Genomic DNA, 15,343 nt, shown 5'->3' on the forward strand with positions numbered 1-15,343 from the left:
TGGGCGAAACCCGCGAGGAAATCTCCGAAGCCCTCCGAGACCTCCACCAGGCAGGGTGCGACCTGATCACCATCACCCAATACCTGCGCCCCAGTGAGCGGCACCTGCCCGTGGACCGCTGGGTCAAGCCCCAGGAATTCGTCGACCTCCAGCACGAAGCCGAAGAAATCGGGTTCCTCGGCGTCATGTCCGGCCCCCTGGTCCGATCCTCCTACCGCGCCGGGCGCCTCTGGGCCACCGCCATGCGCAAAAAAGGCCGCGACATCCCCGCCGAACTCGCCCACATCGCCGACGGCATCCAGGACTCCGGCACCACCCGCCAGGAAGCCGCCACCCTCCTGGCGGGCTAGCAGCGCAACGTCAGCTGTTCCCGCGCACCACCGGGATGCTCGCCGTCGGCAGTCCGCTGGGGAAAACCGTGGGCTCCGGCTCCACGACCGGTTCAAGCGGTACCTGCACGGGCCCTGCCCCCACCGTGAGGAGCTGGCCGCGGACGTCCACCTCCAGCGACTCACCCTCCTGCACCGTGAGAGTGATGGAACCGGCGGCGAGCTGGACCAGCAGCAGGCGCCCCCGGATCTTCAGGTGGAAGGCCAGTCCGTCCCATTCGGCGGGCAGGCGGGGATCGAAGTACGGCACCGGGCCCTGGTCGCGCATGCCAGCGAACCCGCACACCAGCGAACTCCAAACTCCCCCGGTGGAGGCGATGTGGACGCCGTCGATGGTGTTGCCGTGGGTGTCGTCCAGGTCGATGAAGGCGGCGTTGGTGAAGTGCTCCAGCGCTTCCTTCGAGTAGCCCACCTCCGCCGCCATGATGCCCTGCACGCAGGCGGACAGCGTGGAATCGCCGGTGGTGAGGGGATCGTAGAAGTCGAAGGCGCGCTGCTTTTCCTGCGCAGTGAAGTCCTGCCACTGCAGGAACATGGCCAGGACCGTATCCGCCTGCTTCAGCACCTGGTGGCGGTAAATCACCAAGGGGTGGAAGTGCAGCAGCAACGGGTACTTGGACCGCGGAGTGGTCCAGTCCCAAGCCTCCAGGGTCATGAAGTCGTTGTCCTGGGAGTGCACCTGCATGCGCTCGTCGAACGGCAGGTTCATCCGGCTGGCCGCAGCCTCCCACAGCTGGCGCTCCTCCAGCGTGATGCCGGCGTGCTCAAGGGCAGCGGCCGCGCGAAGGTTGAAGCGGGCCATGACGTTCGTATAGAGATTGTCGTTCACCACGGCCGTGTACTCGTCCGGGCCGGTGACGCCGTGGATATGGAAGAGCCCGTCCTTACCGAAGAAGCCAAGTGAGATCCACATCCGGGCGGTCTCGATCAGCAACTCGGCACCCATTCCGTCCCGGAACGCGGTGTCACCGGTGGACCAGAGGTACCTGTTGGTGGCGAAGGCGATGGCTGCCGCGATATGGAACTGGGCGGTGCCGGCAGCGTAATAGGCGCTGGCTTCGAGCCCGTTGATGGTGCGCCACGGGAACAGGGCACCGTCCACGCTCAGCTCCTTGGCCCGGATCCTGGCTTCGGGAAGCATGCTGTGCCGGAATTCCAGGACCTGCCGGGCGCCGTCGGGATTGGTGTAGGTAAGGTACGGCAGGAGGTACACCTCCTGGTCCCAGAAGTAGTGCCCCTCGTAGCCGGACCCGGTCACGCCCTTGGCGGGAATGCCGGCAACATCCGCACGCGCGGTGGCCTGGGCCAATTGGAACAGGTTCCACCGGATGGCCTGCTGCAGCCCGGGCCGGCCGCCCTCCACCACGATGTCGGACGTGGCCCAGTAGCTGCGGAAGTGCGCCTCGCTCTCGGCAAAGATGTCACTCACCGGCCGCAGCGCCTCTTCCGCCACGGCGGCTGCGTCGATTTCCGGGTCCTGGATGGTGCGGCCGGCGGCGTAGCTGACGCTCTTCTCCAGCCGGAACGGCTCATCAGCGTCGACCGCCAGGACGTACCGGACACTGCTGTCGTCCTGGTCAACCAGCGTCTCGAACGGCTGGTGCCCGGGCGACGTCCAGTGGTCCACGGCGATGCCCACCCGCTGCTTGGACTCCGCCGCCTCCCACGACAGGCGCAGGGAGCCGTCGCCGCCGTCGAGCCGCAACGGCAGCAGCACGCGCCCTGCGTGGCGGCCGGCGCGGCGGGGATCGTGCACGGAGTGGTCTTCCACCGGCTGGTCCTGGCGGTTGATCACGGACGAGGTGACATCCAGGGAAACCTGCTGGTTCGTTGCCACCTCCAGCGAAATGCCGAGGCCGCCCCGCGACGCGAAGCCCACGGCACGCCGCTCCGTGGTGGTCACGGTTGCGCCGGACCGGCATTGCCAGGTGATGCGGCATTCATAGATTCCGGTACAGAAGTCCACGGTCCGCCGGTAGTCCAGCACCTCGGACTCGGCCAGGCTGAGGCTTTCCCCGTCCACCACTACCGTGAAGTTGTTGGCGTCCGGAATGTAGAGGATGCGCTGCCCGGTCCGGGCGAAGCCAAACGCGTTCTCGGCGTGCTTGATGTCCCAGATCTCGTGCAGCCCGTTGATGAAGCTTCCCGGCAGTTCGGCATCGGCCGCCGCCCAGTGGGCGCCCCGGACGCCCAGGTGTCCGTTACCGAGGGCAAACAGGGTCTCAAGCGTTGCGGCTCCATGGGTCTCGTAGCGGGTTTCGACGAGCTGCCAGGGGGTGTCGGGGAACCGTTCGCGGTCCGCGGTGATCAATGCCATGGTCGGGGTCCTTTTGGCCTTGCTGTGCTGCCGGGCTGGCCGGCACGGAGTATTCGGGGGAAATGCGGTAACTGGATTGGTGCTGCGGTGGGTGGGATAGCGGGGTTGCCCGGGGGAAGGCAACGGCTCCCGGATGGGTTTAGGGGATGAGTTCCTGAAGGTCGTTGACCACCAGGGTGGCGCCGGCGTCCAGGAGCGTCTGCCGCCCGGCTCCGCGGTCCACGCCGATGACGGAGTGGAATGATCCCGCCTGCCCGGCCTGTACACCGGACACCGCATCTTCGACCACCACGCACTCGGAGCTGGACAGGTCCAGCAGCTTGGCGGCGTATTCGTACGTGGCCGGGTTTGGCTTGCCGGGCAGGCCCTGCTCCGCGGCCACCACCCCGTCCACCACGACGGCGAAGTGCCGGCTGAGGCCGGCGGCCTTCAGGACTGCGGGGGCATTGCGGGAGGAGGAGACGACGGCGACCTTGAGTCCGCGGTCAAGCGCGGCTTGGAGGAAGCGGACAGAGCCGTGGAACGGTTCGACGCCGGCGCTCACGATGTCGTTGAAGACCGCGTTCTTCCGGTTGCCCAGACCATGGACGGTGTCGTGGGAGGGATCGTCATCCAGCGGGCCCTCCGGCAGGGTAATCCCACGTGAGGCCAGGAAGTCGCGTACCCCGTCAAAGCGCGGCTTGCCGTCGATATGGTCGAAGTAGTCGCTTTCCCTGTAGCCGGAAACACCTGGCTGTGAGGCAAGGTAGCCATCGAACAGTTCCTGCCAGGCCCGCTCATGCACGCTGGCTGTGGGCGTCAGCACCCCGTCCAGGTCGAACAGGATTGCTGCGGCGCCGGTCCAGGCGGCGGTATCAGCTGCAGTTTCTTGTGTCATCGGCGGTGCGGTGTCCTCTCTGTTGGTGGACAGCCGGCCCCGCCGGGCAGCCGAAAGGAGGTTCAGCTGCGCGGCATGCGCGCAGCATCACTCCCTTGTCCGCCCACTGCAGGACCGATCATGGCCGTAGACGAGTGTAAGCGCTTGCAAATTTCGCTGGCAACTGTTTTTTCTTACCCTCCGCTGCAGCGGATAATCAGTCACCGCAGGACGTAATGGCGGAGGAAGGCGCTGACGTCCACCATCTCCGTTTTGGACATCGCGTGCCCCATCCCCGGGTAGGTCCGGGGCGTCAACAACGTGTTCTGGTCCAGCCATTCGGCGGTGTAGGCGATGGCGTCCTCGTTGATGACCAGATCGGCCTTGTCCCGCCCCCAGAAGAAGGGCGGCTTGGCCTCGAAGGAATCCATGACCGTGAGGAGCTCGTTCTTGAGGACGAAGCCGGACAACCCCACAACGGCCTTGTAGTCCTCGGGGTGCAGCCGCAGGAGCGTGGTGGCCATGGCCATGCCCTGGGAATAGCCCATGAGGGTGACGCTGCTGTGCTGGTCCCTGACGGAACTGATCCACGCGCGGACGGAGTTGGCTGCGGAAATGACGTCGGCGAAGTCGTTCGCCAGGAAGTAGTCCAGCAGGAACCAACCCCAGTGGTCGCCAATCGGCATCGGGGCGCGCACGGCGGCACAGGTGAACTCCTGTGGCAGGTATTCGAAAAGGCGCACCATCCGCGACTCGTCCGTGCCGTAACCATGCATCATCACCAGCAACGGAGTGCCGGCACGCTGGCCTTCGGGCTTGGACCACACAACTGTTTCCACCGGAACAGCCTAGCGAGACGTGCCTGTCCTCACGGCCGGGTCATTGAATCCCGAATCACTGGGAGGTAGCGTGACGCTTGACAGACAGCAGGCTTAGCTTTTGGCAGTGACGCACCACCTTTCCGTAACGCCCTACCAGCGCCGCGCAGGACGCGGTTATAAGGAGCAAGTCATGAGAATCGGCTCGTCAATCTTCCTCATCGCCCTCGGCGCCATCCTTGCCTGGGCAGTGGCTCCCGGACTCATTCCGTTCGTGGACCAGCAGTTGGTGGGCTACATCCTGATGGCCGTGGGCGTGATCGGACTGATCGCGTCCCTCATCCTCGCTTCCCCCGGCCGCAGCCGGCGCGTCAGCGAGTCCCGCTCCGTCATCGATCCCAACACCGGCGAGCGCATCACCCGCCATGAAAGCCGCGACGGCGGAATCTAACCACCGGCGGACCGGGGACAAGGCGCCTCGAAACAAAAGAACCCGAAGAGCCGGGCTGGACCAAAGCGTTCAGCCCGGCTTTTTCGCGTCCCGGCCCGGCTTTCTTGTCCAGAGCTGGAGGCCACAACACTCCCAATCCGTCGTTCGGAGCAGGAATTCCAACCCTTCGCAGATCTAAATCTTGTTTCATGTTGGTTTCCATTGACAAACCAACAGAAGCAAAGATAAAGTCAAGTAACTCAACACCAGAGTGATCCAAGTCACGACAGCCACTACGCAACGGAGGGTACGTGTTCGCCGAGGAGCGCCAGCAGAAGATTGCCGAGCTTGTGGCCGGCAACGGCCGGGTCAGCGTGACCCTGCTCGCTGAGCGCTTCAGCATCACCACGGAAACCATCCGCCGTGACCTTGCCGCTCTGGAGAACGCCGGCACCGTACGGCGCGTCCACGGTGGAGCGGTGGCGGCAGACCGCTTCAGCACCACCGAGGAAAGCGTCACCGAGCGGGCCATCCAGCGGCCGGACCAAAAGGTCCGGATCGCCCAGGCCGCCCTCACACTGATCCCCCGGAACTCGCCGGCCAGCGTCCTCATGGACGGCGGCACCACCACCGAAGTGCTGGCGGACCTGCTGGCGCGACGCACCGCCGTCGAACCTTCCGACGGAACCGGGCCGCAGCACGAACTGGTGGTTATCACCCACGCTGTACCCATCGCCAGCAAGCTCTCCAACGTCCCCGGCGTCGCCCTGCAGATCCTGGGCGGCCGGGTCCGCGGACTCACCCAGGTGGCCGTGGGCCAGGCAACGGTGGATGCCGCCAGCCGCATCCGCCCGGACATCGCGTTCATCGGAACCAACGGCATCCACGCCACCTTTGGCGTCAGCACTCCCGATCCTGAAGAAGCCGCCGTCAAGGCAGCCTTCGTCCAGTCGGCCCGCCGCATTGTGGTGCTGGCCGACTCCTCCAAACTGGACACGGAAACGCTGGTCCAGTTCGCCTCCCTGAAAGACCTGGACACCTTGATCACAGACAGTGAACCCGGACCTGAACTCGCCTCCGCCCTGGAAGAGGCCGGCGTTGATGTGGTGATCGCATGATCGTCACCTTCACGGCCAACCCAAGCCTCGACCGCACAGTGGCCCTCCCCGGGCCCCTGGCGCGCGGCGAAGTACAGCGCGCCGTCTCCGTCCGCCAGGAATCCGGCGGCAAAGGCGTCAACGTCTCCCGCGCCCTGGTGGCCTCCGGACTCGAATCCCTTGCCGTCCTGCCAGGGGCGGACAGCGATCCCGTCCTGGCCGGCCTGCGCGAAAGTGCAGTCCCCTTCATATCCCTCCCCATCGACGAGCCGCTGCGCACCAACGTGGCGCTCACCGAGCCCGGCGGCGTGACCACAAAGATCAACGAACCCGGGCCCGTCCTTGCCGCGGACCAGCAGGAAGCCCTCATCAAGCTGCTGCTGGAAAGCTCCCGTGGCGCCACCTGGGTAGTCCTGGCCGGCTCGCTGCCGCCCGGATTCCCGGACAACTTCTACGCAACGGTGGCCCGTCGGATCCGGGAGGCGGGCAACGGCAATGCGCCGCTGATCGCCGTCGACTCCTCCGGGACGCCCCTCGCCGCTGCCCTCACCGACGCCGGAACCCCCGACGACGGCACAGGCACCAGCGGAACAACCACGGGTTCCGGGAAACCGGACCTCCTCAAGCCCAACGCCGAGGAACTGGCGGAACTGGCCGCAGCCGCCGGTTTTGCCCCGGCATCCGGTGACGAGCTGGAAGCGGACCCTGCGGCTGCCGCCGCCGCTGCAGCCGCCGTCGTACGTTCCGGCGTAGGTGCTGTGCTGGCAACTCTCGGTTCCAAGGGAGCTGTCCTCGTAACGGCCGACGGCGCGTGGCTGGCCACGCACCCGCCGGTCGCCGCGGTCAGCACGGTAGGTGCGGGCGACTCCGCACTTGCCGGCTACCTGCTTGCCCACGGCCGGGGCGCCGCCCCCGCCGACTGCCTTCGTCAGGCGGTGGCCCATGGTGCCGCCGCTGCCTCGCTGCCCGGATCCACTGTTCCGGCAGCAGACCAAACCACCCCGGATGCCGTAACCATCACGGCCCTTCGAAAGGATTGACAGTGACCCAGCTCATCACCACGGACCTGGTCGAGCTCGACCAGAACCTGGGCAACGCCCCCGAGACGGTGATCCGGCATCTGGCAAGCAAGGTAGCTGCCACCGGACGCGCGTCGGAAGTTGAAGGACTCTTCGCCGACGCCTTCGCACGCGAACAGAAGACCGCCACCGGCATCCCCGGCGGCATCGCCATCCCGCATTGCCGCTCCACCGCCGTCACGGTGCCCACCCTGGCCATGGCACGTCTGGACCCGAAGGTTGACTTCGGTGCCAAGGACGGCCCGGCTGACCTGGTGTTCTTCATCGCCGCTCCGGACGGCGCGGACCAGGAGCACCTGAAGCTGCTCTCCAAGCTGGCCCGCTCCCTCATCAAGAAGGACTTTACCGCGGCCCTGCGCAACGCCTCCTCGCAGGCAGAAATCGTGGAGCTCGTGGAAGGCGCCCTGGCCGACAAGCCAGCCGCACACGCCGCAGCCGCCCCGGTTGACGCCGTTCCGGTCGGCGCCACTGTTGGCGCGGCAGCAGGCGCCGGTGCAGCAGGTTCTTCAGCCGCTGCAGGCGCAAGCGCCGACGGATCTGCCGCCGGCTCAACCCCCGCACAGTCCAGGCGCCTCGTGGCCGTGACCGCCTGCCCCACCGGCATCGCCCACACGTACATGGCTGCCGACTCGCTGGTGGCAGCTGCCAAGGAAATGGGCGTCGACCTGCAGGTGGAAACCCAGGGCTCCTCCGGGGCCAAGCCACTGGACCCCGCGGTCATCGCAGCGGCCGACGCCGTGATCTTCGCCGTTGACGTGGATGTCCGCGGCAAGGAGCGCTTCGCCGGCAAGCCGGTCATCAACGCTCCGGTCAAGCGCGGCATCGACGAGCCGGACAAGATGGTCCGCGAAGCGCTCGCCGCGGCAGAGAACCCCAACGCCCACCGCGTTCCGCACTTCGGTGCCGAGGAACAGGCTGAGCACGAGGCTGAGGAGAAGGGCGAGCACATCGGCCAGAAGCTCAAGAAGGCCCTGCTCACCGGCGTCAGCTACATGATTCCGTTCGTTGCCGGCGGCGGCCTGCTGATTGCGCTGGGCTTCCTCCTGGGCGGCTATGACATCACCGGCGTCGCTGACAAGGTGGTGGTGCAGAACAACTTCGGCAACCTGCCCGAGGGCGGCCTGGCCATCTACCTGGGCGCCGTAGCATTCAAGATCGGCGCGCTCTCCATGGGCTTCCTGGTCCCCGCACTGGCCGGCTACATCGCGTACGCCATCGCTGACCGGCCCGGCATCGCCCCTGGCTTCGTTGCGGGTGCGGTGTCCGGATTCATGGGCGCCGGCTTCCTGGGCGGCATCGTGGGCGGCCTGCTGGCCGGTTACATCGCCCACCTGATCGGAACCTGGCAGGTCCCCCGCTGGCTGCGCGGCCTGATGCCCGTGGTGATCATCCCCCTGCTCGCCTCGATCGTTGCCTCCGGCCTGATGTTCCTGGTCCTGGGCGGACCCATCGCCGGACTCACCACGGCGCTCAACAACTGGCTGTCCGGCATGACCGGTGCTTCCGCCGTCGTCCTTGGAATCATCCTTGGCCTCATGATGTGCTTCGACCTGGGCGGCCCCGTCAACAAGGTTGCCTACGCGTTCGCCGTGGCCGGCCTGAGCGCCGGCAGCGCCACCAACCAGGCTCCGTGGCAGATCATGGCCACCGTGATGGCGGCCGGCATGGTTCCGCCGCTGGCCATGGCACTGGCAACGGTCCTGGACAAGAAGGTGTTCAGCCTGGCCGAACGCGAGAACGGCAAGGCAGCCTGGCTGCTGGGTGCGTCCTTCATCTCCGAAGGCGCCATCCCGTTCGCCGCGGCCGATCCCCTGCGCGTCATCCCCGCCTCCATGCTGGGCGGCGCACTCACCGGCGCACTCACCATGGCCTTCAACGTGACCTCCCAGGCCCCCCACGGCGGCATCTTCGTCTTCTTCGCGATCGGCAACCTGCTGATGTTCGTCGTCTCGATCATCGCCGGCACCGTGGTCAGCGCGCTGGCCGTCGTTGGCCTCAAGCGCTGGGCAGTCAAGAAGACCGTTGATACGGTTGAACCGGTTCCCGCAACCGTCTGAGCCGGCTTAGCCACACACCTCACCGGCCGCTGAACCCTCAGCACGCCGAAAGACAAAGGAGCAAAAATGCCAGAACGCACAGCAACCGTTGCCAGCCGCGTGGGCCTGCACGCCCGCCCGGCCGCCATCTTTGCCGAGGCAGCCGGAGAGTTCGACCTGGACATCACCATCGCCCGTGAAGGCGAGCCGGCCGACGAAGCCATGGACGCTGCCAGCATCCTGTCCCTCATGAGCCTGGGCGCCTCGCACGGTGACGTGGTGGTCCTCCGCGCCGAAGGTGCCGGCGCAGACGACGCGCTGGACCGGTTGGTGCAGATTCTGGAAACGGACCACGACGCCGAGTAGCAGCAACGCTGCCCCAAGCCACAAAGCCGGCGGCCGCCGTCGGGCTTCCCTAAATGGGAACGTCCGACGGCGGCCGCTTGGCTTTAAGCGCCCCGGCCTACCTGGGTGCCCGGAACAGTCAGCCGCGTTCGGCGAGCGCCTTGACGTCGGCCAGGAGTTTGTCCCACATGCCCTTGGAGTGTGCGGCGGCTTCCTCGGTGGGGTTGTTGTCCTGCGCCAGCGACAGGCGAGTGGTGCCGCCCTGGTCCTCAAGCGTCCACTCGAGCGTGTGGTAGTTTTCCGGCTTGTCCTCCTGGCCGGACAGGGGGCTGAAGTGGGTATGCACCAGTTTCCGCCCCGGCTCGACATGGAGGATGCGGCCTTTGTCCCGGTACGTCTTCCCGTTCCACTCGCCCTGCCAGGTGATGGGACTGCCAACGCTCCAGTCGGTCTCCAGGGTGGTTCCGAACATGAACTCCTTCACGGCGGCGGGATCCGTGAGCACGCCCCAGACGTGTTCGGCAGGTGCGTTGATGGTGATGACTGAGGTTGCCACGTGGTTTTCCGTCATGGCTCAGGCCTTCTTTGCCGTGAAAAGCAGGTATTCCCATTCCATCTGGAACGGGGAATCGCCGTGGGCGTCGCCAAAGGAGTCAGCCAAATCGGTGAGGGCCTTATCCAGCGCGTTGACTCTGTCATGGTCTTCCGCGAGCGACTTGTAAACGGAGATCATGGGGCCGTAGTGGGACTTGAAGTACCTGACGAAGTCCGCGGGCTGGTGGAAGCTTTTGACGGCCAGGTTCTGCTTGCGGGTATGGACGTCCGTGATCCTGTCCCCCAGCAGTTCGCGGACATGGCCCTCACTCCCCCACAGCGGCGCAGGCTGTGCACCGGGCGGGGGCGGCGGCGCGAAAGGCTTCATGGCGGCAAGCATCTGGCCGACAAATCCTTCCGGCGTCCAGCACAGCAACCCGATGGAGCCGCCCGGTTTGCAAACCCTGAGCAATTCGTCGGCGGCCGCCTGGTGGTGCGGCGCGAACATCACTCCGATGCAGGACATGACAGCGTCGAACTCGGCATCGTCGAAAGGCAAAGCCTCGGCATCACCTTCCTGCCAGTCCAGGGCGACGCCCCGGTTCGCCGCTTCCCGCCGCCCCGCCTCGAACAGCTCCGGGGTGAGGTCGCTGGCAACCACCTTGGCGCCCATCATTGCTGCCGGAATGGCGGCATTGCCGGTTCCCGCCGCCACGTCCAGGACCCGCTGGCGCGGCCGGATGCCGGTGGCCTCCACCAGTACGGCGCCCAGTTCCAGGAGCATCTCGTCCGCGAGGGCCGGGTAGTCCCCGGACGCCCACATGGCCCGGTGCTTCTTTTTGAGCTCCCGGTCCGCCTCCACTGCATCGGTCTGCTGGCTCATGCCCGTGCCCCTCTACGTGTCCGGTCCGAATGGCTGACAGCACGCTGTTGGCACAGCGGAGGCTGTGATGCGACTCATTGTGGACGCGATGGAGGCCGCTGTAAAGGCGGGACTGCAGCCGGGCAGGCTGGCGGGCGCGTGATGCCTGCTCAGGCCGGCTTGCGCGCCCTGGTGGTCTTGGCGGCCGGCTTGGCTGCGGTCTTTGTTCCGCTGGATTTGGTGTCCGCTGATTTGGTTCCGGTGGACTTGGATGCGGTTGCCTTAGCGGCAGTGGACTTGGCGGCGGTGGACTTCGTGGCGGTGGACTTCGTGGCCGACTTGGCGGCCGGCTTTGCGTCGTCCGTGCCGGTCTTCACGGCCGTCTTCGAGGCTGCCCCGGTGCTGGAAGCCTTGGTGCCGGAGGCTTTGCGGGCCGGCTTGGCCGGCTCGGCTTCCCCGTCCCCGGTGTCCGCCTTGTCATCGGAACTTCCGCCGGCGGAGGCGGCTTCCCCGCCGCCGCGTTTCCGGTCCAGGCTCCGCTTGAGGGCCTCCATGAGGTCGATGACTTCGCCCTTGCCGCCCTCGCCGGCCTCGACTCCGAAGGTCTCCTCCGTGTCCAGCGATTCGCCCTGTTCGAGCTTGGCGTCGATGAGCTGGCGGAGCTGCACCTGGTACTCGTCCGTGAAGGAGTCAGGTTCGAAGTCGGCAGCCATGGACTCCACCAGCGCCGCGGACATGTCCCGCTCCTGCGCGGAAATCCTGATGTCGGCTTCCAGGGACGGGAAGTTGGCTTCCCGCACCTCATCGGGCCACAGGAGGGATTGGAGCACCAGCACGTCGTCCTTGATCCGTAGTGCCCCCAGCCGGGTCTTTTCCCGCAAGGCGAACTGGACGATGGCCACCCGGTCCGTGTCCTCCAGCGCCCGGCGCAGCAGCACGTAGGCCTTGGGCGACTTGGAGTCGGGCTCCAGGTAGTAGCTTTTCTCGAACATCATGGGTTCAAGCTGCTCGGACGGGACGAACTGCACCACTTCGATCTCGTGGCTGTTTTCCGCCGGGATGGATTTGAGCTCATCCTTGGACAGCACCACGGTACGGCCGTCCTCGTCGAACGCCTTCTCGATGTCCGAGTAGTCCACCACCTCGCCGCACACCTCGCACCGGCGCTGGTAGCGGATCCTGCCACCGTCGGCATTGTGAACCTGGTGCAGACTGATGTCATGATCCTCAGTGGCGCTGTAGACCTTCACGGGCACGTTGACCAGGCCGAACGCGATGGCACCTTTCCAGATGGCTCTCATTCCTACAGTCAACATCAGAGCGGGCCGGAGGTGAAGCCCTGTGGCCGGTAGCAGGGAGCGTGTCCGGGTGGCGGGGCGGGAACTGACCCTCACCAACCTGGACAAAATCATCTATCCGGAGACCGGCACCACCAAGGCGGACGTGCTGGCCTACTACGCCGCAGTGGCCCACGTCCTGGTTCCTGCGGCAGCCAACCGCCCGGCCACCCGCAAGCGGTGGGTTAACGGTGTGGGCACGGCGGACAAGCCCGGGGAAGTGTTTTTCCAAAAGGAGCTGGAGGATTCGGCCCCGGGATGGCTGCCGCGGGCGGCGATCACGCACAAGGACCGGACCATCCACTATCCCCTGGTGAATGACGCCGCAACCCTGACCTGGTTTGGCCAGATCAACTCACTTGAGGTCCACGTGCCGCAGTGGCGGGTGGACTCGCACGGCAACCAACTGAATCCGGACCGGCTGGTGCTGGACCTGGACCCGGGCGACGGAGCCGGCCTGCAGGAGTGCCGTGAGGTGGCCCTCCTGGCCCGCGCCATCCTGCAGGACGTGGGCCTGGACCCGGTGCCGGTGACCAGCGGCAGCAAGGGCATCCACCTCTACGCCGCACTGGACGGGAGCCAGACCTCCGAACAGATTTCCGCGTTCGCCCGGGAGCTGGCGCGCGCACTCGAGGCCGACCACCCGGACCTCGCCGTCAGCGACATGAAGAAGTCGCTGCGCAAAGGCAAGGTGCTGGTGGACTGGAGCCAGAACAATGCGGCGAAAACCACCATCGTCCCCTACTCGTTGCGTGGCCGGCCCACCCCCCTGGTGGCTGCACCGCGGACGTGGCGGGAGATCGACTCGCCCAACCTGAAGCACCTCGACTACCAGGAGGTGCTGCGGAGGGTGCGGGACGGGAAGGACCCGTTTGCCGCCGTCGTCAGCGCCGCAGGTGGCGGGGCACCAAGCGCGGCGGACGACCACGAGGAAGCGAACGACGCCGATCCCCGCCTGGGCAAGTACCGCTCCATGCGCGATCCCAGGGCCACGCCCGAGCCGTTCGCGGGCCTCCCCGCGGGCGGCAACAGCTTTGTCATCCAGGAGCACCACGCCAGCCGGCTGCACTGGGACCTCCGGCTGGAACATGAGGGTGTCCTGGCATCCTGGGCACTGCCCAAGGGCGTTCCGGAGTCCGGCGGCAAGAACCACCTGGCTGTCCAGACCGAGGACCACCCCATGGACTACCTCACCTTCCACGGGACCATCCCCAAGGGCGAGTATGGCGCGGGCGTCATGACCATTTGGGACACCGGCACCTATGAACTGCACAAGTGGATCAACGGCCGGGAGGTCATCGTCACGCTGACCGGCGCCGAGGACGGCGGGCTGGGCGGCACCAAGAAGATTGCGCTGATCCACACCGGACGGGGCCGGGGGAAAGATGCCGAGGGGCAATGGCTCATCCACCTGATGGACCAGGAGCAGCCAGGCGGACGACGGCGGCCTGCGGCTCCGGCGGGACAGGTTCAATCCGCTTCAGCGGCACCGGCTGACGAGCCGGCCGGGGAGCCGGACGAGGAACCGGACGATCCCGAAGAGGACGACGGCGGTGCGGCGCCGGAGCAGGAAGCCACGCCTCAAGTGCCGGCAGAGCCTGCCACCGGCACCGTTGCGGACCCGCTGGAATACCAGCCCATGATGGCCACGTCCGGCACCACGGTTGACCTGCAGGGCAGCTCGTGGCAATACGAACTCAAATGGGACGGCGTCCGGGCCATCCTGGTGGCCGACAGGGAAAGGGTGCGCATCTTCTCGCGCAACGGCAACGATGTCAGCCGCACCTACCCCGAGTTCACGGACCGGGGCTGCTGGCCGGAGCAGCCCTTCGTGGCGGACGGTGAGATCATCGCCGTCGGGCCCGGCGGACGGCCTGACTTTGGCCTCCTGCAGGGCCGTATGAAGCTCACCCGGGCCGCCGACGTCGCCAAAGCCCGCACCACCATCCCGGTCCAGCTGATGCTGTTCGACCTCCTGTTCGACGACGGGAAGGACCTCCGGCGCCTGTCGCTCAGCAAACGGCGGCAACGGCTCGAGGAGTTTTTCGAGCCGTCCGACTGCCCTGTGGACCTGTCCATGGTGCTGGCGGAGTCCGTTGAACTCCTCATGGCCAGCGCGCAGGAGCTTGGGCTTGAAGGCATCATGGCCAAGCGGACCGACAGCCGCTACGTCAGCGGCCAGCGGACCCGGACATGGATCAAACTCAAGACGGAACAGACCCAGGAAGTGGTGGTGGGCGGCTGGCGTCCGGGCAAGGGCGGCCGCCAGGAGACCGTCGGATCACTGCTGGTGGGGATTCCCGACGGCGACAAGCTGCAGTACGTGGGCCGCGTCGGCTCCGGCTTCAGCACCCGTGAACTCACGGAGCTGCGGCAAACGGTGGAGCGGCTGGGCCGGAAAAGCTCGCCGTTCCACGAGGTCCCCCGCCCCGATTCTGCCGACGCGCACTGGGTGGCACCGGAACTGGTGGGCGAAGTAACGTACAGCGAATGGACCGGGCCGGGCAGGCTCCGGCACCCACGGTGGCGGGGCTGGCGCGTGGACAAGGACCCGGCGGACGTTGTCCGGGAAGGCTGAGGCAAGTCCGGCGGGAGCGGCGGTTTTCGACGCGCCCACGGGTCCGCGACGCGCAAATTACCCGGCGCGCCCATATTCCGGGGGCGCCAGGTAATTTCAGTGTCGATTTTGAATGCGCGTGCCGCGAGGCGCACGCTCCCCCCGGCTACGAGGAGTGCGGCATCTGCGGCCTGCCGGTGCGGTGGACCGCCGTCACGGCTGCTTCGTGGCCAAAGCGGCCATGGCCGGAAGCGTTGTCCTTCGGATGCCGGCGCTTACCGTACCCGTCAGGCCACCCGCTTTGCTGCGCCAGCGGAACACCGCCGATCGCTGCAGGGCCGGGTGCCACTGGAGCATCCATTGCCGCAGCCAGGTGGTCTGCCACCTCAGGCTTGATGTGGAACTGGTGGGATTCTTCACCCATTTTGGTTCTTCCCTTCTTCCCTCGTTTTCCTTGAGACGAAACGCCAGCGAAAGCGCCCGGGCACGCAGGCTTACTGCCCGGAAAGAAGTGTGTTCATCGCTCTACCATAGGCACCTCTGCCCCTGCTGGGAACCCCCTTCAAGGACAGTGGTTGCCGTCACGTTTGCGCCCGGTTTCCCGGAAGTTGGCGGGTGTAAACGGGGCGATTTGGAAAATTTTTGGTAACGGCGCTGTTCATCAGCCTGCTTCCCAGTGATGGCGC

Annotated in this window: 13 protein-coding genes and 1 pseudogene; 7 read left to right on the plus strand and 7 right to left on the minus strand. The window is 66.5% G+C overall.

The genetic code is table 11. The features are described 5' to 3' along the window. Positions 1-350, plus strand: a pseudogene (locus tag ACFO0G_RS18855) (lipoyl synthase); the annotation flags it as partial. A 10-nt stretch (positions 351-360) separates the two neighbouring features. On the opposite strand, the gene ACFO0G_RS18860 reads toward ACFO0G_RS18855, so the two are convergent. The 3 genes from ACFO0G_RS18860 to ACFO0G_RS18870 all read right to left on the minus strand — a co-directional run bounded on the left by ACFO0G_RS18860 (position 361) and on the right by ACFO0G_RS18870 (position 4,401). Continuing rightward, positions 361-2,706 (minus strand): glycoside hydrolase family 65 protein, encoded by a 2,346-nt coding sequence (locus tag ACFO0G_RS18860; protein ID WP_376979508.1) that lies wholly within the window; start codon positions 2,704-2,706, stop codon positions 361-363. 139 nt (positions 2,707-2,845) lie between these two features. Beyond that, positions 2,846-3,583 (minus strand): HAD family hydrolase, encoded by a 738-nt coding sequence (locus ACFO0G_RS18865; protein ID WP_286401235.1) that lies wholly within the window; start codon positions 3,581-3,583, stop codon positions 2,846-2,848. Positions 3,584-3,783: 200 nt separating this feature from the next. Further along, positions 3,784-4,401, minus strand: a complete 618-nt coding sequence (locus ACFO0G_RS18870; RefSeq protein ID WP_286401232.1) for an alpha/beta hydrolase — start codon at positions 4,399-4,401, stop codon at positions 3,784-3,786. Positions 4,402-4,573: 172 nt separating this feature from the next. On the opposite strand from ACFO0G_RS18870, the gene ACFO0G_RS18875 reads away from it, so the two are divergent. The 5 genes from ACFO0G_RS18875 to ACFO0G_RS18895 all read left to right on the plus strand — a co-directional run bounded on the left by ACFO0G_RS18875 (position 4,574) and on the right by ACFO0G_RS18895 (position 9,388). Beyond that, a complete protein-coding gene (locus tag ACFO0G_RS18875; RefSeq protein ID WP_141158415.1) occupies positions 4,574-4,831 on the plus strand; it encodes a DUF6458 family protein in 258 nt (85 codons plus the stop codon). 290 nt (positions 4,832-5,121) lie between these two features. Next, positions 5,122-5,928: a DeoR/GlpR family DNA-binding transcription regulator gene (locus ACFO0G_RS18880; protein ID WP_286401228.1), complete on the plus strand. Its 807-nt coding sequence runs from the start codon at positions 5,122-5,124 to the stop codon at positions 5,926-5,928. Then, complete coding sequence (locus ACFO0G_RS18885; protein ID WP_237429674.1) at positions 5,925-6,947, plus strand: 1-phosphofructokinase family hexose kinase; 1,023 nt, start codon at positions 5,925-5,927, stop codon at positions 6,945-6,947. Before ACFO0G_RS18880 ends, ACFO0G_RS18885 begins: the two co-directional genes overlap by 4 nt. 2 nt (positions 6,948-6,949) lie before the next feature. Next, positions 6,950-9,043 (plus strand): PTS fructose transporter subunit IIABC, encoded by a 2,094-nt coding sequence (locus ACFO0G_RS18890; protein WP_376979511.1) that lies wholly within the window; start codon positions 6,950-6,952, stop codon positions 9,041-9,043. Between the two features lie 66 nt (positions 9,044-9,109). Beyond that, positions 9,110-9,388 (plus strand): HPr family phosphocarrier protein, encoded by a 279-nt coding sequence (locus tag ACFO0G_RS18895; protein ID WP_142131405.1) that lies wholly within the window; start codon positions 9,110-9,112, stop codon positions 9,386-9,388. A gap of 118 nt (positions 9,389-9,506) precedes the next feature. On the opposite strand, the gene ACFO0G_RS18900 is transcribed toward ACFO0G_RS18895, so the two are convergent. The 3 genes from ACFO0G_RS18900 to ku form a co-directional block, all read right to left on the minus strand. After that, positions 9,507-9,938, minus strand: a complete 432-nt coding sequence (locus ACFO0G_RS18900) for an SRPBCC domain-containing protein (protein WP_286401219.1) — start codon at positions 9,936-9,938, stop codon at positions 9,507-9,509. 3 nt (positions 9,939-9,941) lie between these two features. Further along, positions 9,942-10,784, minus strand: coding sequence for a class I SAM-dependent methyltransferase (locus ACFO0G_RS18905; RefSeq protein WP_376979514.1), 843 nt, complete (start codon positions 10,782-10,784; stop codon positions 9,942-9,944). A 149-nt stretch (positions 10,785-10,933) separates the two neighbouring features. Continuing rightward, complete coding sequence (gene ku / locus ACFO0G_RS18910; RefSeq protein WP_376979516.1) at positions 10,934-12,064, minus strand: non-homologous end joining protein Ku; 1,131 nt, start codon at positions 12,062-12,064, stop codon at positions 10,934-10,936. Between the two features lie 40 nt (positions 12,065-12,104). Between ku and ACFO0G_RS18915 the strand changes: the two genes are divergently transcribed. Next, entirely contained in the window at positions 12,105-14,678 is a 2,574-nt protein-coding gene (locus ACFO0G_RS18915; protein WP_376979518.1) for an ATP-dependent DNA ligase, read from the plus strand. Positions 14,679-14,823: 145 nt separating this feature from the next. On the opposite strand, the gene ACFO0G_RS18920 is transcribed toward ACFO0G_RS18915, so the two are convergent. Then, on the minus strand, positions 14,824-15,081 hold the full coding sequence (locus ACFO0G_RS18920; RefSeq protein ID WP_286401213.1) for a hypothetical protein: 258 nt from the start codon (positions 15,079-15,081) through the stop codon (positions 14,824-14,826). Positions 15,082-15,343: the final 262 nt, after the last annotated feature.

It is taken from the genome of Arthrobacter sedimenti, from assembly GCF_042652025.1.
GTDB lineage: Bacteria > Actinomycetota > Actinomycetes > Actinomycetales > Micrococcaceae > Arthrobacter > Arthrobacter sedimenti.